The organism is Sphaerisporangium sp. NPDC049457 (genome assembly GCF_055586705.1).
Window position 1 is genome coordinate 151,647 of the sequence record NZ_JBVJHR010000022.1, and the last position, 17,976, is coordinate 169,622.

Here is a 17,976-nt window from a genome sequence, read left to right on the forward strand (position 1 = left end):
TGACTATAACGGTCCAGTGGACACGTATCAAGTGTCCGATGGACCGCTAATGTGGGAGCTGTCATGATCCGCGGTGCGCGAGGGGGTTCGATGGACGAGGTGGAGGCGCCGTCCTTCCAGCGGGCCAGGCGGCCCGAGCACCGGGAGCTCCGCAAGCAGGAGATCCTGGACGCCGCGGAGGCGCTGCTGGCCGAGATGCCCGCCGACGAGATCAGCCTCCGGGAGCTGGGGCGCCGGCTCGGGGTGTCCAAGACGCATGTGGTGCGCTATTTCGAGAGCCGGGAGGGCGTCTTCCTAGGGCTGCTCGCCAGGCTCCGGCTGGCCTGGCTCGACGCGCTGGCGGACGAGTGGCCGGCCGCGCCGTGCGAGCCCGACCAGGTGATGCGGGCCTGGGCTGATTCGCTCGCCGCCCGGCCGGTCCTGTGCCAGCTGTGGAGTCTGCTGCCGACCGTCCTGGAGCGGAACGTCTCCGCCGGTACCGTGCGCGCCTACAAGTTCACCGACCTGGAGCACCGCACCCGGCTGGCGGGGCTGGTCACGGAGCGGGTGCCGGCCCTCGGCGCGGGTGACGCTCTCACGCTGACGGAGTACGCCGTCGTCGCGCTGGTGGGCCTGTGGTCGTTCAGCAACCCGACCCCGACCATCGTCGAGGCCACGTCCGACCCCCGGCTCGCGGGCTCCCGGGTGGACTTCGCCACCATGTATGGCGAGATCCTGCAGACCACCCTCGCCGGTCTGCTCGCCCGAGCGTGAGCCGCCCCCGGTTCAGCGGACCGGCCGGACGTACTCGGCGAAGGTCTCGGCGGTACGTGGAGTACTACTCGGATTGACGCGGCACCGTGCGGCCTACGGATCGGAACGTTGCGTAGTGGCCCAGGCCGTGACGATCGCGTACTCGGCGTGCGCCGGTCGTGGTCGGGGCGATCGACAGACCACGATGGGCCAGGGTGCATAGCCCTCAGTGCCTTCCACCTCTGTGGGAGCCACCTTGGGAGCCTCCCGCGTGGATCTCCCACGAAGGGCCGGGATCAGTTTTCTGGGTCGGGGAGTAGGACGGAGGGAAGGGTGGTGTCGGAGGGTAGGCGTAGTAGTTGGTAGAGCATGCCGCCTACTCCCGGCATCAGGCCTGGGCTGAAGGCGTCACGTGAAAGGCCGCTCACCGGGCCGTGCTCGTCCATGCTGCCGATCATGTACGCGGCGAGGTACTCGGGAGTCAGCTTTTCGGGCCCGACACCCACATCGATCGCGTGGCGCACGACTTCCCAGTTGCCGAGGTCTCCGTGGCAGAGTGTGTGGTTCCAGCCGATGCCCCTGGACCAGGACGAGGCGGCGGCCCGGCGCAGCACGTCCGCCCAGCGCGGGTCGCCTTCGCGGGCCAGTCGGTCGGCCGCGACGAGGCCGATGCCGGCGGCTCCGTGGCACCATGCGCTGGAGGTCACGCGATGGTCGTCCATTTCGCGCAGGTCACGCCAGCCCTTCTCCGCCGGGTCGTACAGTGACTCCTCGTACAGAAAGGCCCTGTCCGCCAGGGCGCGGAAGTTCGCAGCGCCGGCTGTGGCGCTGTCGGTGAGCCGGGCCAGCGCCCAGGCGATCCCGGTGGCGCCGTGTGAGACCCCGCCTAAACCTTGGGGAAACGCGGTGCTGGGCCAGCGTGCTCCCCGGTCGTCGATGTGGGCCAGTGAGAGCAGGCGCTTCCCGATGCGGTCGGCCTGCGTGGACCACTGCTGGTCACCGGTCTGTTCCGACAGGCGGAGCAACGGCACGATGGCGCCGGCCATGCCGGTGAGCAGGTCGTACACCGCGTCGGCGGCCACCGCCTCGGGCAGTTGCCTCGCCAGGGCGCCGGCCCGGGCGATCGCCTCCTCCGAGCGGACGGTGCCCAGCCTGCGCAGCAGCATCCAGCTCCAGATCTGCGAGCCGATGCCGACATAGCCGCCTGGGGTGGCGGGGCGGCGCCGCGGCCCGGTGCGGCGTGCCTCCGCGTCGCGCTCCTCGGCCAGCCTGATCGTATGGAGGAGATCGGCGAGCAGCCCGTCCAGCCCCGGCACCTCGTCGGCCCTGTCCTGCGCGGTCTCGCTCACGTAGGCGGCCAGGGTGATGGCGACCCCGTACGCCCCGCCGTACACGTCGGGAGACAGCGACTGTACGAACCAGCCGTCGGAGGTGAGCACCGGCGCGGTCCAGGTTACGGTGCCGTCGTCGCCGCGGACCGCCGTGTCGAGCATGTTGCGGGCGATCCCGGCCGCGATCCGGCGCCGGCGCTGCTCGAGGTCCTGGTGCCGGATGGGAGGCACGGTCATACGCTTGTTGGTGGGCATCCACCCTTCATTGAGGTAGGCGCTGACCAGGGCGGACCGGATCACCTCGCGGTCCAGGGCCGCGTCGCGGTCGCGCCAGCGCCGCAGCGCGTCCGCGATGAGGTCCTGCTCGTCTCCGTACGAGGTTCCGCCAGGGCCGTCGAGACGGCCGCGAGCGGGGGTCGTGGCGAAGAAGGGGATGTCGCCGACCAGCAACTCGGCCACCTCGGCGTCGATCACCTGGGGGTCCGATGGCGCGCCGGGCAGGTTCTCGGCGTGCTGGGCGAGCAACTCCGCCGCCTTGCCCATCGCGGTCGGCTCGTCGTGCAGTGAGGCCGGGTGCCACAACATGCGGGCCAGCTCGGCGTAGGCCTCGGTGGCGCGGACCACGACCCGGATCGGACGGTCGGCGAAGTCCGTGAGCAGCTCGGCGAGCTCGTCCCGCCGTTCCAGCATGTCGAGGTGCTCGACCAGCTCGGTGAATCCGGACAGCACCAGGTCCCAGTAGTGGACGAGGATCGGATCGGGGCTCGGGTGGTTGCCCACCGCTCCCAGCTCGACCCGTTCCATCCCCAATCTCGCCATGTCCGTGCCGGCGTCGACGACGACCGGCACCTGTGTGTACGGCTGCTGGCCAGGCAGGCCTCCGGCGGCGGACATGTCGACGCCGCGCCAGGCGAGCGAGACGCCGCGTCCGGGAAGGAGTCCGGTGCGCAGCACCGATCCGCTGAGCAGGTCGGTCGCCTTGTCGACGGCGTCGCCGTATCCGGACGGTTTGGCCGGGACGTGCGGGGTGAACAGCGTCTCGCAGTCGACGACGACGGGTGCGGGACCGGCCGCGATGAGGTTCTCCCCGTGGAGGTCACTGCCGCCGATCAGCCGCATCAGCGCCAGCCAGTGCCCGACACCGCGGTAGAAGGACCGCAGCTCCGTCTCGTCGGCGCAGTAGCGGTGCTGGATGTGCTCCGCCCAGCCGTACTCCTGGCGAATCAGCACCTCGGGTACCCGGATGCGGCTGCCGGCGGGTAGCTGGGATGCGAGGCGGTCGATCAGCCGCGCCAGCGCCTCGTCCACGGCGAGGGACCGGGGCTTGTAGACCACCTTGCCCTGCGAGCCGTGCAGGACGACGACGCTGTGCCCTCCGCGATGGCTGTCTCCCGCACCGAAGTCGACTCCCACCAACTCGCCTCGGAGACCGCCGGGCAGTGCGGTGAGCGCCGCGCGGTCGGCGGCGAACCTGCGGGCCAGTTCCACGGCCGCGGCGCACCTGTTGTCGATGATCGTTTCGAGCCTGGACAGCATCGTGGGGTAGTGCCCGGTCAGGGACAGCCAGAACTCGGGCGTCGCGGCCGTCGCCTTCCACTCCTGCCACCGCGCCTGCGGCGTCTCGGCGGTCAGCCTTCCGCTGATCCTGGCGGCGTTGAGTTCGAGCAGCAGGACCCTGTTGACCTTGAGGCGGACGGTCTCCTCCAGCGCTTTGGCGGTGCTCTGGCATATCAGCCGGGCCTCCGCCTCCGTGAGGCCGGGGATCGATTCCAGCGTGGCGGACAGCCCGGCCAGCGCCGGTGCGGTCAGATAGTCCAGCGACGGGTCGAAGTCCCCGGCCATTCGGATCATCCCTCCTTGATCAGCAGCAGAAGCGGCTGCAGGTGCACGAGCTCGCCAGCCGGGTGTCCAGGGCCGTCAGCGTGATCTCCGACTCGGCGTACTCGCCGATGAACAGCGGACCGGCCGGGTTGTCCCAGCCTTCGACGTCGGCTCCGCTGCGCCACGCGGAGACGATCTCCTCAGAGCGATCCAGGGTGACAGGCATTGCTACTCCCTTCGTGACTGTGCGTCCCGATCCGCATTGACCGGGTGGGGGCGGTCAGCAGCAGGCGATGGTGCGGGCGCCCGTGCACGAGCTCGGCCTCCGCGTGTCCAGGGCCGTCAGCGTGATCTCCGACTCGGCGTACTCGCCGATGAACAGCGGACCGGCCGGGTTGTCCCAGCCCTCGACGTCGGCTCCGCTGCGCCACGCGGAGACGATCTCCTCAGAGCGATCCAGGGTGACAGGCATTCTTACTCCCTCCATGACCAGGCGTCCCGATCAGCGTTAGTCAGCTGATCGGAAAAATCAATACATAGCGGGCGAAATGTAGGCTTGACGGCATTCAGCAGAAATGGCGAAAGCTGCCGTTGACTGTGACAGAACTTGCTCAGGCCCCGATGCGATGTCCGGAACGCGTGAGCGAGACCGGCCACCCTCCACACCGCTGGCCCACGCCCACCAGGGGGACGACAGCGCACATCAGGGGTTTCGTCCCGCAACGGGCCACGACCATCACCTCGGCGACGGCGCTCATGTGCGGGACGACCCAGCGAACCGCTTTCATACGGAAGGGGAGGCCGCGAGGAGGTTTCCGCTGTTCGGGAGCGCGGCAGGCGGTGGCGAACAGCCCCGGCCACGGGCCGTCCGGCAGCATTTCCCACCAATGTACCGGAGATTTTCCATATATTGCGGGCGACAATTATCGCGATTTGTGAATACGGCCCTCCGGTGGCGCGCCGCCCCGTCCGAGGGCGCCGCCCCGCGATCAGGCTTGGGCGAGAGTCTTCACAGTGGTCCGGAGGCGCGGAAGGCAGATCACCGCGGCGATACCCAGAAGGATCAACAGGATGGGCAACGCCGTCTGCCGCCACGGCCACGCCGGGCCGTCCAGTCGCAGGCCGTCGGCCGGCAGTTCCATGGTCTCGGCGGTCCAGCGGGCGGTGGCCACATCCGTTGTCCGGGCCAGGTCCCGTACGACGTCGTTGTAGGCGAAGTCCTGTCCAGAGTGGACGTACACCGGCTCCAGGCCATCTGGGACCCGGCTCAGGCGAACGCCTGCTCCGGGTACGAGCAAGCGATCCAGGTCCGGGGCCGCGCTGGTCAGATCGGCGCGCGGCAGGAAGGTCAGGCCATGTCGTGACCGGATCGGGCCGCCGTCCGCGCTCACGGCCAAGGTCCGGTCCGCGAGCGACTGGGCGTGCGTGTCGAAAACCGATGCCAGGTCGATCTCACCGGCGCCCGGCGTCAGCATCACGCCGATGGTCGACGGCGCCCACGTCCAACCCGCGTTGACGATCGCGGCCGGCGCGGGCATCGCGATGCCGGTCACGACCGGCGGTGTGTTGCCGTAGTACCGCCAGCCCACGGCCTTGGCCGCGTTCGCCGCCACCGTCGAATCGGTCAGGCGCTCGATCATGTGCAGGGTTCCGTCGATGCCGGACAACACGCCCGCGGTCGTGACGACGGTACCGCTGTCGACGTAACGCTCGCCGTGCACCCAGTTCACCCGGGGATAGTCCGACTCGAACGAGCCGATCCGCAGCCAGTGCGCGGTCGCGGGCCGGCCGTCGAGCAGACCCGCCGAGGCGAGGACACCGGCGCCGTTGCACACGCTCAGCAACAGAGCGCCACGGCCCGCCTGGTCACGCAGCCACGTCGTGATCGGACCGGTACTGGGCTCGCCGACGTCCGGCATCGCCGGGATGACCGCGAGCGTCGGCGCGGCGCCGCCGGTGAGTTCGGCGAGGTCCGCGAAGCTCAGATCCGGCACCAGGTCCAGACCGCCGGTCAACGGCAGCGGACGCCTTCGCGACGCGACGGTGTAGACGTTGAACCGGCCCGAGGCGGCCAGGGTCTCGTATGGGGCGAGGACATCCGACACGACGGCCCCGTTGTCGCCGATCACCACGACCGCGGTCGGTTTGGCGGGGTCGAAAGCCGGTGGAGTGGCGGCGGGAATGGGCCGGTCCGGCCCGGGGGCGGACCGGGCTTCGAGCGCGGCGGGGGCGGAGATCGCCCCGCCCGCCACCGGAATCAGAAGTATCGCGATCACCGCGAGCGCGCGGCGCAGGAAGGTGCGCATCGAAATCCTCAGTGCCAGTAGTGGTCGCGGCGCCACACCATGGCGGCCAGCATGAGCGGGAACATGATCACGTGCCCGGCCATCATCAGCCCCATGGCGGACAACGCCCCGAGCCAGAACGGCACCAGCAGGATGAGGAACGGTAAGTACATCGCGGCCGCCATCTCACCGATCCGCGCCCATGAATGCCTGCGCACGACCATCGCCACGGTCATTCCGATGGTCATGTCGGTCGCCATGACGAGCGCGCCGACCTCCGGCCGCGCGAGCCAGGCGTCCGGCCACAGCGGCGCCATCGCGAACATCCCGGCGAGCATGGCGATCACCATCTCGACGTAGTGCCAGATGAACCGGCCCAGCTTGCGACTCGTACTCCGGGTGGTTGCCAACGTCGTCATGACGTCCCCTCACATTCGGCATCGACTGACACCGATAAGAGTCGCCGCCGGCCGCCTTCCTGCCATGTGCCGGAGGTCATGTCCGAGGTCATGTTGTGGTCATGACCCGGGCGGAAATGGTCAGAGCAGACCGAGTGACCGTGCGCGTAATGCGGCTTGGGTGCGGTCGCGGGCGTTCAGTTTCGACAGGACGTTGGTGACGTGGTTCTTCACGGTGCCCTCGGCCAGGTGAAGTGTTGTGGCGATCTCGCGATTGCTGTGGCCGGTGGCGAGGAGGCGGAGGACTTCGAGTTCGCGGTCGGACAGCGGCACGACCAACGGCTGCGGTTCCGGGGCGCCGGTCGAGGGCAGGCGGACGAACTGGGCGACCACCTTCGCGGCGACGGACGGCTGCAACACCGACTCGCCGCGGGCGGCGGCCAGGACGGCCTCGATCAGCCGAGCCGAGGAGACGTCCTTGAGCAGGTAGCCCAAAGCTCCAGCGCGAAGGGCGGCGAACACGTCCTCGTCGTCGTCGAACGTGGTCAGCGCGATGATGCCGATGCCGGGGTGGTCGGTACACAAGCGGCGGGTCGCGGCGACGCCGTCCAGGACGGGCATGCGCAGATCCATCAGGACGACGTCCGGGGTGAGCTCGGCGGCCTGGCGGATCGCCTCGTCGCCGTTGCCCGCCTCGCCGACGACCTCGATGGCGTCGTGCGTGGCCAGCAGGGTGGCCAGGGCTTCGCGGAACAGCGCCTGGTCGTCGACCAACAGGACGCGGACCGGGCTCATCCGGGAACCTCCATGCTCAACGTGTAGCCCGCCCCCGGTGCCGACTCGACGCTCAACCGTCCGCCCAGGTGCTCGGCGCGTTCCCGGAGCCCGACCAGCCCGAAACCGGACGCAGGCGTCGAAGCGGAGCCGGCGCCGTCGTCGCGGACGGCCAGCCGGACGGCGGTGTCGTCGTAGTCCAGGACCAGGTCGGCACGCGTTGCCTGGGCGTGCTTGCGGACGTTGGTCAGACCCTCTTGCGCCGTACGGAACAAGGCCTCGCGCGTCTCGTCAGGCAACGGTCGTTGTTCGCCGGATATCGCGACGCTGGTGGTCACACCCGCGGCGGATGTCAGTTCGGCCAACGCCTGCAGGGCGTCGGGCAGGGGAGGGGTTTCGCGTGGTTCGCGAAGTGTGCGGACCGAGCGGCGTACCTCGGCGAGTGCGGCCTCGGCCTGCTCCTGCGCCTTGGCGAGTATCTCGTCGGCCTTCGCGGTGTCGGTCGGCAGGACCGCACGGGCGGCCTTGACCTGCATCTGGACGACGGTGAGCGAGTGCCCGAGTCCATCGTGGATGTCGCGTGCGACCCGGTTGCGTTCCTGGACGGTCGCGAGCCGCTCCGCCTGCACGGCGTAGTTGCGCAACTGCTCGTGCGCCTCGGCCAGTTCGACCCGGGCGCGTTGTTCGCGTTGCAGCAACTCCGTCACGATCGCGGCGAACAACGCGGCGACAAGTATTCCAAGCCCTTCCCGCAGCCCTTCGCCCCACGACATGCCGAGGTGGACGAACGGAAGCAGCCCTACCACGACCGCCGTCGCGGCGATCGGCAACCGTAGCAGCACGCTCTGGCTTACCAGCACGACGAGCAGAAGCGTCGCGGCGACCCCTGCGTTCAGCGAGAACACGACGAACGCGATCGGCAGCTGCACGGCCACGTACCCAAGCGACCAGGCCGGCTGATTGCGCGCGCGTATCCACGAAAAGCCGACGGTGGCCAATGTGGTGAACACCGCACCGAGCACGAGCGACGGCAGGGACTCTCCGGATGCGACGACCCCGATCAGCAGGGTGAGCAGCGCGCCGAAGGTCAGCACGACCAGAGCCCTGTTCATGCGCTCACTGTGGGCCGTCCGGCGGCGCGCGGTCAACTCACGGTTCAAGGCATGCAGCAGGGCGAAGCCTGGTCAGGAGCGACTGAGGTGCTTTTCTCGCCGCCTTGATTGTGCCGGCATACGCCTGTGCCGTCGCGAACCAAGGTGCCACTCTCCAGGCCTGAGCTTGTCAGCCCTTCAGATGGTCGACCACGTGCGGCAGGACGGGGCTGTTCCATTCCGACGTGAAAACCTGGCCGATGACCACCGGTGCGCCGCCTGGCGCCTTGCTGCCCAGGACATCTACCGTGCGGCCGTCGCGGGTGGTGCCTGTCACCTGGCTCCATGGCACCGGCTTGCTGAACAGGCCGCCTTTCTTAACGCCCTCGGGGCTGAGCACGACCTTGGCGCCGGCGGGTCCGATCGTCACCGTCTGGCCGCCCCGCACGGCGGCCACGACTTCGTCCGCCAACCGGAGGACCGCGATGGCTTCGATGCGCTCGACGAGCTGAAGCCACCACGTGCGGTACTGGTCGAGGTTCTCGTCTCGATGGTTAGTGGTCATAAAGAATATGCGGGTGCGTTTGTCCTGTTTGAATTGGACCTTGAAGTCGGTTCCCTGGTAGGCGCCGTTGAGGTGCCTCCGCACGATCTGGTAGGCCACCGCTTTGACGGCCGTGAGGTCGTAGGTGTCCTTGCCGTCGATGGTCATGGTGTTTCCGGAAGCTACCAGTGTGTGTCCCCTGTAGCCCTGCACCTGTAAGTAATCGCTCACGTCCGCTACCTCGTGCGTCGGTCGTCCATCGTCCCAGCCGTACGGTTCAGAATGGCCTGGTCACCCGCGGCTGATCAAGTGTCGGTGGGAGCGGTTTAGTCCGGCTTGCAGGACGCTTGCGCTCGACCATCCGGCAGCGCAGAACGGCGTCATCACACTCCATGGTCATCGAGATCTGTATCCGCCCGCGGCGGGCTGAGTGATTCCTCTGCGGGTGTCAGCCGGCGTGGTTGAGGTGGGCGCTGTGGTCGTATGACTCGCGGGCGTCGAGGAGTTCGTCCCAGTGTTCCGTCGTCCAGGCGCAGGCGACCGCCATCGGTTCGAGCATGCTGCGGCCGAGCGGGGTCAGTTCGTACTCGACATGCGGGGCGGCCGCCGCGAAGACGGTGCGCTTGACCAGACCGTCCCGTTCGAGGGACCGCAGCGACTGGGTGAGGACCTTGGGCGTGACGCGGTTCAGCGGCACGCGCAGTTCGGAGAACCGGCGCGGCCCGTGCTCAAGGCAACGGATGATGAGCGGCGCCCACTTGTCGCCGAACCGGATCGGATTGAGCGAGGACGGGCACAGCTCGTCGAACATGTCGTCGGGCAGGGGTTCCCTCATGGCCCCAAGGTATCCCGGTGGTAACCGTGGCTCCAGATACCGTCCGGGGATCGGCCGGGCACATGGGCTCTGGCCCTGGTGAGAGGCGGTTCGCCATGGACATCGTGGTTTTCGGCGCGGGAGGCCGGGCCGGTCGGCAGGCGGTGGCGGAGGCACGTCGGCGCGGCCACCAGGTCACCGCCGTGGTGCGAGACCCCGCGGGCCACGGCGACCTGGGCGGGGCGCGGGTGGTGGCGGGCGACGTGACCGACCCGGTGAGCATCGAGCATGCGGCTGCCGGGCATGACGCCGCTATCAGCGCCGCCGTGGACCTGTCCGCGCCGCCGCACGACTTCTTCACCGCGTCGGCCACCGCCCTGACCGCCGGCCTGGTGAGGGCGGGCGTGCCCCGCCTGGTGGTGGTCGGTCTCGCGTCGATCATGCCCGGGGCGTCCGGTGTTCCTCTGATGGACGAGCCGGGCTACCCCAACGAGTACCGAGCCTTCTACCTCGGCCATGCCGCAGGCCTCAGTGCGCTGCGGACCTGTGAGCTGGACTGGGCGTACGTGGCGCCCGCAGGCGACTTCGACCATGACGGCACGCGCCTCGGCCGGTACCGAGTCGCCGATCATGGTGATCCGGCCAGCCGCATCACGCACGCGGACTTCGCGATCGCGCTGGTCGACGAGGTCGAGGAGCCCCGCCACCACCGCGCCGCGATGAGCGTCCGGGAGGCATGATGCCCGAGGTCCACGACAATCCGGACCCCTGGGTCGCCGAGCACATCCGTCGTTTCGAGGAGACCGGCGGCCGGCCACGCCCTGGCGTGGACGACCTGCTGCTGACGACCCGGGGCCGGAGAACCGGCGAGCTGCGCCGCACCGCACTGGTCTACGGACGCGACGGTGACCGTTACGTCCTGGCGGCCTCCAACCGCGGAGCGGATCATCACCCCGCCTGGTGCACGTGGAAGCCGGTGGACGGGGCGCCTCCCGAAAGACGGCGCCCCGGCCGGCCGGTTCTCGTCGTCGGCCTGGGCCTCGGCGAGAGGCCCGGGCGCGCGCCTATTGGGTGATGGGGCGGTGGTGCATGAGGACGTTGCCGGACCGGAAGGTCCTGGTCTTCAGCAACTCCAGCTTGGCCCGCTCGCCGAGTGACCCGAGGAAGGACTTCCCGCTGCCGAGCACCACCGGGCAGACGAGGGTTCTCACCTCGTCGAGCAGGCCTTCCCGCAGGAGGTTCGCCGTGAGGACGGAGCTGCCGAGGATCGCGATGTCCTTGCCCGGCGCCTGCTTGAGCTGAGCGAGTTCGCCGGCGACGTCGCCCTTGATGAGCCTGGTGTTGGCCCAGTCGGCTGATTCGAGGGTGGTGGACACCACGATCTTGGCGATGCCGTTCATCTTCTCCGCGATGATCGGGTCTTCTTCTTTCACCGTGGCGGTCGGCCACCACGACGCCATCACTTCGTAGGTGAGCCGGCCGAACAGGAGCGTGTCGGCCTCGTCCAGTTGTTCGGCCGCGAACCCGTCGAACTCGCCGTCGACGTTGTGCCAGTCGATCTCGCCGTCGGGGCCCGCGTAGTAGCCGTCGAGGCTTGTCATCATGAACGCGAAGATCTTTCTCATCGCCGTCTTTCTGGATCGCCCTGCATGGACCTTTCGTCAGTGGGTCGGAGCCGGCGGCGATTCCTCTACCTCCTCGAGGTCGCGATTTGCGCGAGCGGCGGGCTGTTCGTGTGAGGGTTCCTGCGATAGGGAGGATGCGTGACACTGACACGAGTACTGGTGGTCGGTCTGGATCCCGCGAAGATCCAGGGCTGGGACCCTGAGCCGGTCCAGGCAGCGTTAGCACGTGGTCAGGCCCGCTTCGAAGAGCATGGAATCGAGGCCGACTGGTGCCTCCTGGCGCTCGACGAGAACCCCGAAGGGGCGATCGAGAAGGCGCTGACCGGCAGAGACTACGCATGCGTGGTGATCGGAGGCGGCATCCGCAAGCACGAGCCGTTGCTCGAACTCTTCGAGAAGATGGTCAACCTGGTACGGCAGCACCTTCCCGACGCGGCCATCGCCTTCAACAGCAGCCCCGAGGACTGCGTCGACGCGGCTCTGCGGTGGCTGCGGTAGGCATCGGAAAGTGGTTGGCGCCGGGGCAGGACGGTTTGGGAGAGTGCCTCCATGGTGGAGGCGGTCGATGTGCGTGACGTGGCGGGGCTGGCCGAGGTGGCGAAGCGCGGTGAGCGCATCAAGTACCTGATGTTCTGGGGACATCGGCCGCCCCGTTCCGGACAGGTCGGCGCCGGGTGTCTGTCGCAGTGGTGGCCGGTGGAGTTCGTCGTGGACGGCGTCGTCTACCGCACCGCTGAGCACTTCATGATGGCGGAGAAGGCACGGCTGTTCGGCGACGAAGAGACCGTCGCGGCGATCGTGGCGGCCGGTCATCCGAAGCAGGCCAAGGATCTCGGGCGGACAGTGCGGGGTTTCGATGCGGAGAAGTGGGCGGCGGCCCGCTTCGATGTGGTGGTTCGCGGCAATCTCGCCAAGTTCGGGCAGCATGCCGACTTGCGGGAGTTCCTGCTGGGCACGGGCGATCGGGTGCTGGTTGAGGCGAGTCCCGTCGACCACATCTGGGGGATCGGACTGGCGGCCGACGACGAGCGGGCCGGGGACCCGGAGCTGTGGCAGGGGCTGAACCTGCTGGGGTTCGCTCTGATGGAGGTAAGGCAGGTTCTGCGGCGGTCGCCCGCGGCCATGGCCTGATCGCGTGCCGGTGCGAGAGGATCGATCGGTGATTCGTCGTGCCGTTGCCGCTGACCGTACCGCCATCGAGGAGATAGTCAGCGCCGCGTACGCGCCGTGGGTCGAGGTCATCGGCGTACGGCCGCTCCCGATGGTGGCCGACTACGCCGAACTGATCGCGGCGGGTCAGGTCTGGGTGCTGGACCCGGTCGAGGGCCTCATCGTGCTCGCCCCCGAGGACGGCGTCCTGCTCATCGAGAACGTGGCGGTCAGCCCCGCGGCCCAGGGCCGGGGCCTGGGACGCCGCCTGTTGGCCTTCGCCGAGGAGCAGGCCCGTTCCCTCGCCTTGTCCGCGCTGCGTCTCTACACCAACGAGAAGATGACCTCCAACATCGCGCTCTATGAGCGCCTGGGTTACGCGGAGACCGGCCGCGAGAACTTCAACGGCCGCTATGCCGTGCACATGCGCAAGCATCTGCCGCCCAACTGACCGGGACCGGCAGGACGGAAGCAAGACAGAAGAACCGATTATTCGGGTCAAGCGGGGCGAAGCGCGGCCGGATTTGACTCATGATCGCGCTCTGGCCGCCCTCGGCCGGGCCGCCGAGGGGCACCGGCCGCAGGAAGGCGGCGGCTACCTCGGCGAGATCCCGCCGACCGGCTGACCGGCCTCGCGTCCGGCCGCCTGGAGCCGCTGCCATTTCGCCATCGACTGCTTGATCTCCTCGCTCAGGAACGCGAAGAACCGGCGGGTCTCGTCCAGCCGCCGCCCGGCGGGGGAGTCGAGACCCAGGACCGCGACGCCCTCGTCGGCGCCTGCCTGAATCCTGAGCAGCATCGGGTCGGACTGGCTGACGTAGTGACTCCAGGTGTGATCGTGGATCCGGCAGAAGTCGTGCCGGGTGCCCGGCACGCGTCCGCGTTCGACCAGCCGCACCTGCACCAGGTATTTGACCGCGCCCGAGATCGCCGACGCGCCCACGTCCAGTCGCTCGGCGAGCTCGGCGGCCGACAGCCTGCCGGAGTCGGTGACCAGCAGCGCGGCGTACACGCGCGAGGCCATCCGGGGCATGCCGGACTCGACCATGATCTGCGCGAACCGTTCCCGGTAGCCGGCGATGGCGTCCTCGTCCGCTCGCGTCACCGAACCCCCCTTCCTCGTCGTGGCCTCGACAGTCTAGAAGTATTCAGAAGCTATACGAACTTCACGAAATTCGTGAAATACGAGTAGCGTCGTCGTCGTGACAGACACCGAACTCGCCGGAGTGCAGAAGACCCTCAGCCCCGTCCTCAGGGCCAAAGCGCTGGACAACCGGCTGCCGGATCCGATCCTCGGCGACGAGTACGCCGAACAGGCGATGCGCGGCCTCGATCCCGACTACGACCACCGCAGATTCGGCGCCAGCCAGCTGGGCCTCGCCGCCGTGGTGCGCGCCAAGGCCCACGACGACTGGGCCCGGAGCTTCCTCGCCGATCACCCCGACGCGGTGGTGCTGCACCTGGGCTGCGGCCTCGACGCCCGGGTGTACCGGATCGACCCGCCCGCCACCGTCGACTGGTACGACCTGGACTACCCGTCCGTCATCGAACTGCGGCGACGGTTCCTGCCGCCGCGCGAGCACCACACGCTGATCGACTCCAGTGTCACGGACCTGACCTGGCTGGAACGCATCCCCGGCGGCCGGCCGGCGCTGATGATCGCCGAGGGGCTGGTGCCCTATTTGACCGAGACTGACGTCCGGCGGCTGCTGACCGGCGTCGTCGAGGCCTTCCCCACCGGTCAAATACAGTTCGACACGGTGTCGGTGTGGGCGTGGCGCACCTCGAAGTGGGACCCCACACTGCGCAGATACGGCACCCGGTTCCACTGCGGCTTCGACGACCCGGCCGCGCCGGCCGATTGGCATCCGCGGCTTGAATACGTCGACGAGGCGCCGATGAACGACTCGCCGGTGCTGATGGCCAAGGCGCCCGCGAACGTACGCCGGATGTACCGCCTCATGAACCTGCTTCCGGGCATGAGAAAGTCCACCCGAATCGTACGGTTCCGGTTCTGACGCGCCGTTCCCCGCGAAGCCGGAGCCCTCGCCGGCCGGGCGGCGACCATCCGGGCCGGGACGCCGGTCGGAAGCGCAGGCGTCGCGTGAAGGCGCCGAAGGTTCTGGGACGGGAGCCCGCGGGCGTTGACTTTGTCGCAAGCTATGACGCACCATGTTGATACAAAGCTTGCGACAAAGGAGCTGCCATGACCCGTGAACCGTTATCGGACGCCGCCGGCCCGCAGGTGCGCGCGGCCGATCTGCGACTGGCGAGCGAGTGGCTGGCCCAGCACGACCTGACCGGCATCCGGCCGACGCCGCCGCTGGCCAGCCGGCTCGCGGTCCGCAGACGCGCCCGCCTCACCACCCAGATCAACCTCGCCGTGCTGATCATGGCGAGCTCGCTCGCCGCGATCTCCGCCTTCGGCAACTCCCAGCGACATCGCCCGCTGTCGCTGCTGGCGCTGTCCGCCCTGGTGGCGGGGCTGCTGCTCGCGCAGTCGCTGCTCGACTGGTGGGTGCGACGCGTCGACCGGCGGGCGGGCGCGACACTGTCCCGCAGGGCCGCCCATCTGATCCAGCCCGGCTGGCGGGCCGTGCTCGGCCGGCCGTACGCCGCCTTCACGGTCGCCACGTTCGCCGGTGCGATGGTGCTGGCCGGCAGCGCCCTGGCCATTCCCGACCCCACCGTGCGGCAACTGGCCGTCGTCCTGCTGATCGGCCTGCTCGGCGTGACGGCCATCACCGCCATGCACCTGCGCTACCTGCTGCGGCGCCCGGTCGTGGCGGAGGACGAGGAGTCGCTGACCGCCGACGTCATCATGCGCGTCGAGGACGCCCGCGACCTCACCATGCCGAGCGTGCAGTGGGCGCTGCCCGTCACGCTGCTGTTCGGCACCGCGCCCGTCTGGTGGAGCGCCGCCGCGATCGCCAACCTGATCCTGGGCCTGGTCGCGTGCATCGTGCTCCAGGCCAGGATGCCGTCGAGTACGACGATGGCCCGGCGGGCCATGAGCGTCCGATGATCGTCATCGACGCGGCCTCGCCGGTGCCGCCGTTCGAGCAACTGCGGGCCCAGCTCGCCCGGCAGATCCAGGACCGCACGCTGGCCGTGGGCGCCCGGCTGCCGACCATCCGCCACCTCGCCGCCGACCTCGGCCTGGCCGTCAACACGGTCGGCCGGGCCTACCGGGAACTGGAGGAGGCGGGGCTGATCGAGACGCGCGGGCGGGCGGGCTCGTTCGTGTCGGCCGCCGGCGAGGAGGGCCGGGAGCGGGCCCGCCGGGCCGCCGCCGACTACGCGGCCGTGATCGCCAGCGTGGGGATCGACACAGGCGAGGCGATCCGCATCGTGCAGGCCGCTCTGACGTCCGGCGCGGCGGCATCGGCCTCGTCGTGACCGTCGACGTCGTTCGTGGTCGTCGTTCGTAGTCGTCGAGAGAGCACCGGACAGGAGTATCAGTGCGATTAGGTCTGCGATCGATTCTGGCATCGTTCATCGCCGCCGCCACGGTGGCCACCGTGGCGGCGGCGGGTCCCACGTCGGCCGAAACCCTGATCGGCTCGTCGAAGCCGGAGCCGGAGCCGGCGGTGGCCGAAGCCGGGGGGACGGCTCCGACCTGGGGCGAGTGCCCGCCGGGGGAATCCGATGTCCCGCGCGACCCGCGCCAGCGGTGCGCGAGCTTGCGGGTGCCGCTGGACTACCGCGACCCGCGCGGCCGGACCATCGAGATCATGATCTCCCGGGTCGGCACGGCGCGCCCCGAGTCGCGCCGCGGGGTCATGCTGACCAACCCGGGCGGTCCGGGCGGCAGCGGCCTGGACCTGCCCGGGCAACTGGCGGCCGTACTGCCGCGCGAGGTCACGGACCAGTACGACCTGATCGGTTTCGACCCGCGAGGCGTCGGCCACAGCACCCCCGTCACCTGCGGCCTCGATCTCATGAAGCAGTTCACCCTGCTGCTGCCCTACCCGGCGCCGGACGGCGGCATCGAGCGCAACATCGCTTTCGCCCGGGACACCGCGGCCGCGTGCGCCGAGCATTCCGGCGGGCTGCTTCCGTTCATCACCACGGCCAACACGGCCCGGGACATGGACCGCATCCGAGCCGCGCTCGGTGAGCCGAAACTGTCCTACTTCGGCCTCTCCTACGGCACCTATCTGGGCGCCGTCTACCTCTCGCTGTTCCCGGGCCGCACCGATCGGGTCGTGTTCGACAGCGCCGCCGATCCGAACCTGGTGTGGCGGGAGATGTGGCGGACCTGGAACGAGGCGGTCGCGGTGCGCCTGCGCGACCTTCTCGCCTTCGCGGCCGAGCGGGACGCCGTCTACCACCTCGGCGCGACCCCTGACGAGGTGCGGCGCACCTATGACCGGCTGGTCGTGGCCCTCGACCGGCAGCCCGTGCCGAATCCCGGCGGCCCCCTGCTCGACGGCAACGCACTGCGCGAGATCACCCGAGGGGGGCTCTACTTCGACGGCTACTTCCCAGTCATGGCCGAGCTGTGGCAGGAGCTCGCGGCCGCCGTCTCAGGATCCATCATGGACGCCGCCATCCTGACGCGACTGGACCGACTGGGCGTCGCCGGCAGGGTAAGCGGTGGTGACTCCGAGGCGGCGGGCATTCCGGCGGACAACAACATCGCCGCGCTCTACGCGGTGATCTGCGGTGACGCCGCCTGGCCGCGCGGCGTGGCGTCGTACGCCCGGCGGGTCGCGGCCGACCGGCAGGCTTGGCCGCTCACGGCGGGCATGCCATCGAACCTCTGGCCGTGCGCGGCGTGGCACACCCGGCCCGTGGAACCGCTGGTGACGGTCACCGGTCACGGGCCGCGCAACGTGCTGATCGTGCAGAACACCCGCGATCCGTCCACGCCCCTGGTGGCCGCGCGCGGCCTGCGCACGACGCTCGGACGGCGGGCCGTCATGATCACGGTCGACCAGGGCGGACACGGCGTCGTCGGGCTGGGTAGCTGCGCCGACGCGGTGATCAGCTCCTTCCTCGCCACCGGGGAACTGCCCGCGCGGGACCGCTTCTGCCCGGCTCCGTCACCGGCCGACGCCGTCGCCCGCTCCACGGCCTCGCCGTACCTGCCTTCCGCGGGGCCGCTGTAGGGCCATCGCCTGTGGACCGCCGGGTGCCGGTGGAGCGCAGGGTGCGAGGGAAGAAAGCGCCGGTCCAGGCGGGTTCGCCTGGACCGGCGCTCAGCCGGACCGGTCGCGGGCTATGCCCGGGTCCACCTCTGGTTGGCGGATCCGTTGCAGGAGCTGACGGTCACGGTGGAGGTGTTGCCGGTGCCGTTGGCGTTCAGGCAGAAGTTGTTGGCGCCGTTGGTGATGGTGCCGTTGGAGTTGAACGTCCACTGCTGGTTGCTGTTGGTGTGGCAGTCCCAGATCTGGACGCGGGTGCCCG

At 69.4% G+C, this 17,976-nt stretch carries 22 protein-coding genes; 10 read left to right on the forward strand and 12 right to left on the reverse strand.

Annotated elements, in window-relative coordinates:
* Positions 1-90: 90 nt before the first annotated feature.
* Positions 91-753, forward strand: a complete 663-nt coding sequence (locus ACZ6QO_RS30730) for a TetR/AcrR family transcriptional regulator (protein WP_465855733.1) — start codon at positions 91-93, stop codon at positions 751-753.
* Positions 754-1,028: 275 nt separating this feature from the next.
* Here the strand turns inward: ACZ6QO_RS30730 and ACZ6QO_RS30735 are convergent, their stop codons facing one another.
* The 9 genes from ACZ6QO_RS30735 to ACZ6QO_RS30775 all read right to left on the reverse strand — a co-directional run bounded on the left by ACZ6QO_RS30735 (position 1,029) and on the right by ACZ6QO_RS30775 (position 9,811).
* A complete protein-coding gene (locus tag ACZ6QO_RS30735; RefSeq protein WP_465855735.1) occupies positions 1,029-3,914 on the reverse strand; it encodes a type 2 lanthipeptide synthetase LanM family protein in 2,886 nt (961 codons plus the stop codon).
* 10 nt (positions 3,915-3,924) lie between these two features.
* The gene (locus tag ACZ6QO_RS30740) at positions 3,925-4,110 is read right to left on the reverse strand and encodes a DUF6229 family protein (protein ID WP_465855737.1); all 186 of its coding nucleotides are present in this window, start codon (positions 4,108-4,110) and stop codon (positions 3,925-3,927) included.
* 54 nt (positions 4,111-4,164) lie between these two features.
* A complete protein-coding gene (locus ACZ6QO_RS30745; protein WP_465855739.1) occupies positions 4,165-4,356 on the reverse strand; it encodes a DUF6229 family protein in 192 nt (63 codons plus the stop codon).
* 517 nt (positions 4,357-4,873) lie between these two features.
* Positions 4,874-6,190, reverse strand: coding sequence for a DJ-1/PfpI family protein (locus ACZ6QO_RS30750; RefSeq protein WP_465855741.1), 1,317 nt, complete (start codon positions 6,188-6,190; stop codon positions 4,874-4,876).
* 8 nt (positions 6,191-6,198) lie between these two features.
* Positions 6,199-6,588 (reverse strand): hypothetical protein, encoded by a 390-nt coding sequence (locus tag ACZ6QO_RS30755; RefSeq protein ID WP_465855743.1) that lies wholly within the window; start codon positions 6,586-6,588, stop codon positions 6,199-6,201.
* 120 nt (positions 6,589-6,708) lie between these two features.
* Positions 6,709-7,362, reverse strand: a complete 654-nt coding sequence (locus ACZ6QO_RS30760) for a response regulator (protein ID WP_465855744.1) — start codon at positions 7,360-7,362, stop codon at positions 6,709-6,711.
* The gene (locus ACZ6QO_RS30765) at positions 7,359-8,453 is read right to left on the reverse strand and encodes a sensor histidine kinase (RefSeq protein ID WP_465855746.1); all 1,095 of its coding nucleotides are present in this window, start codon (positions 8,451-8,453) and stop codon (positions 7,359-7,361) included. The genes ACZ6QO_RS30760 and ACZ6QO_RS30765 overlap by 4 nt, the downstream gene beginning before the upstream one ends.
* A gap of 169 nt (positions 8,454-8,622) precedes the next feature.
* Positions 8,623-9,144 carry a hypothetical protein gene (locus ACZ6QO_RS30770; protein ID WP_465855748.1) on the reverse strand — a complete coding sequence of 174 codons (522 nt, stop codon included), beginning with the start codon at positions 9,142-9,144 and terminating at the stop codon, positions 8,623-8,625.
* Between the two features lie 280 nt (positions 9,145-9,424).
* On the reverse strand, positions 9,425-9,811 hold the full coding sequence (locus ACZ6QO_RS30775; RefSeq protein ID WP_465855750.1) for a winged helix-turn-helix transcriptional regulator: 387 nt from the start codon (positions 9,809-9,811) through the stop codon (positions 9,425-9,427).
* A gap of 95 nt (positions 9,812-9,906) precedes the next feature.
* Here ACZ6QO_RS30775 and ACZ6QO_RS30780 point away from each other — a divergent pair, with 95 nt between their 5' ends.
* Together ACZ6QO_RS30780 and ACZ6QO_RS30785 are read left to right on the forward strand one after the other, a co-directional pair.
* Positions 9,907-10,530 (forward strand): NAD(P)-dependent oxidoreductase, encoded by a 624-nt coding sequence (locus ACZ6QO_RS30780; RefSeq protein WP_465855752.1) that lies wholly within the window; start codon positions 9,907-9,909, stop codon positions 10,528-10,530.
* A complete protein-coding gene (locus tag ACZ6QO_RS30785) occupies positions 10,527-10,865 on the forward strand; it encodes a nitroreductase/quinone reductase family protein (RefSeq protein ID WP_465855753.1) in 339 nt (112 codons plus the stop codon). The genes ACZ6QO_RS30780 and ACZ6QO_RS30785 overlap by 4 nt, the downstream gene beginning before the upstream one ends.
* Here the strand turns inward: ACZ6QO_RS30785 and ACZ6QO_RS30790 are convergent.
* Positions 10,855-11,415, reverse strand: a complete 561-nt coding sequence (locus ACZ6QO_RS30790) for a dihydrofolate reductase family protein (protein WP_465855755.1) — start codon at positions 11,413-11,415, stop codon at positions 10,855-10,857. The genes ACZ6QO_RS30785 and ACZ6QO_RS30790 overlap by 11 nt on opposite strands.
* A 138-nt stretch (positions 11,416-11,553) precedes the next feature.
* Here ACZ6QO_RS30790 and ACZ6QO_RS30795 point away from each other — a divergent pair, with 138 nt between their 5' ends.
* The 3 genes from ACZ6QO_RS30795 to ACZ6QO_RS30805 are packed head-to-tail and all read left to right on the forward strand — an operon-like array spanning position 11,554 to position 13,015.
* Complete coding sequence (locus ACZ6QO_RS30795; RefSeq protein WP_465855756.1) at positions 11,554-11,913, forward strand: hypothetical protein; 360 nt, start codon at positions 11,554-11,556, stop codon at positions 11,911-11,913.
* 51 nt (positions 11,914-11,964) lie between these two features.
* A complete protein-coding gene (locus tag ACZ6QO_RS30800; protein WP_465855758.1) occupies positions 11,965-12,546 on the forward strand; it encodes an NADAR family protein in 582 nt (193 codons plus the stop codon).
* Between the two features lie 28 nt (positions 12,547-12,574).
* Positions 12,575-13,015, forward strand: a complete 441-nt coding sequence (locus ACZ6QO_RS30805) for a GNAT family N-acetyltransferase (protein ID WP_465855760.1) — start codon at positions 12,575-12,577, stop codon at positions 13,013-13,015.
* Positions 13,016-13,159: 144 nt separating this feature from the next.
* Here the strand turns inward: ACZ6QO_RS30805 and ACZ6QO_RS30810 are convergent, their stop codons facing one another.
* A complete protein-coding gene (locus tag ACZ6QO_RS30810; protein WP_465855762.1) occupies positions 13,160-13,669 on the reverse strand; it encodes a GbsR/MarR family transcriptional regulator in 510 nt (169 codons plus the stop codon).
* Positions 13,670-13,766: 97 nt separating this feature from the next.
* On the opposite strand from ACZ6QO_RS30810, the gene ACZ6QO_RS30815 reads away from it, so the two are divergent.
* The 4 genes from ACZ6QO_RS30815 (at position 13,767) to ACZ6QO_RS30830 (ending at position 17,678) form a co-directional block, all read left to right on the forward strand.
* Positions 13,767-14,582 (forward strand): class I SAM-dependent methyltransferase, encoded by an 816-nt coding sequence (locus tag ACZ6QO_RS30815; protein ID WP_465855764.1) that lies wholly within the window; start codon positions 13,767-13,769, stop codon positions 14,580-14,582.
* Between the two features lie 188 nt (positions 14,583-14,770).
* Complete coding sequence (locus tag ACZ6QO_RS30820) at positions 14,771-15,589, forward strand: hypothetical protein (RefSeq protein ID WP_465855766.1); 819 nt, start codon at positions 14,771-14,773, stop codon at positions 15,587-15,589.
* The gene (locus ACZ6QO_RS30825; RefSeq protein WP_465855768.1) at positions 15,586-15,963 is read left to right on the forward strand and encodes a GntR family transcriptional regulator; all 378 of its coding nucleotides are present in this window, start codon (positions 15,586-15,588) and stop codon (positions 15,961-15,963) included. Before ACZ6QO_RS30820 ends, ACZ6QO_RS30825 begins: the two co-directional genes overlap by 4 nt.
* A 62-nt stretch (positions 15,964-16,025) precedes the next feature.
* Positions 16,026-17,678 (forward strand): alpha/beta hydrolase, encoded by a 1,653-nt coding sequence (locus ACZ6QO_RS30830; protein WP_465855769.1) that lies wholly within the window; start codon positions 16,026-16,028, stop codon positions 17,676-17,678.
* A 110-nt stretch (positions 17,679-17,788) separates the two neighbouring features.
* Here ACZ6QO_RS30830 and ACZ6QO_RS30835 read toward each other — a convergent pair.
* The coding region (locus ACZ6QO_RS30835; protein WP_465855771.1) for a ricin-type beta-trefoil lectin domain protein at positions 17,789-17,976 on the reverse strand (188 nt) is incomplete at its 5' end.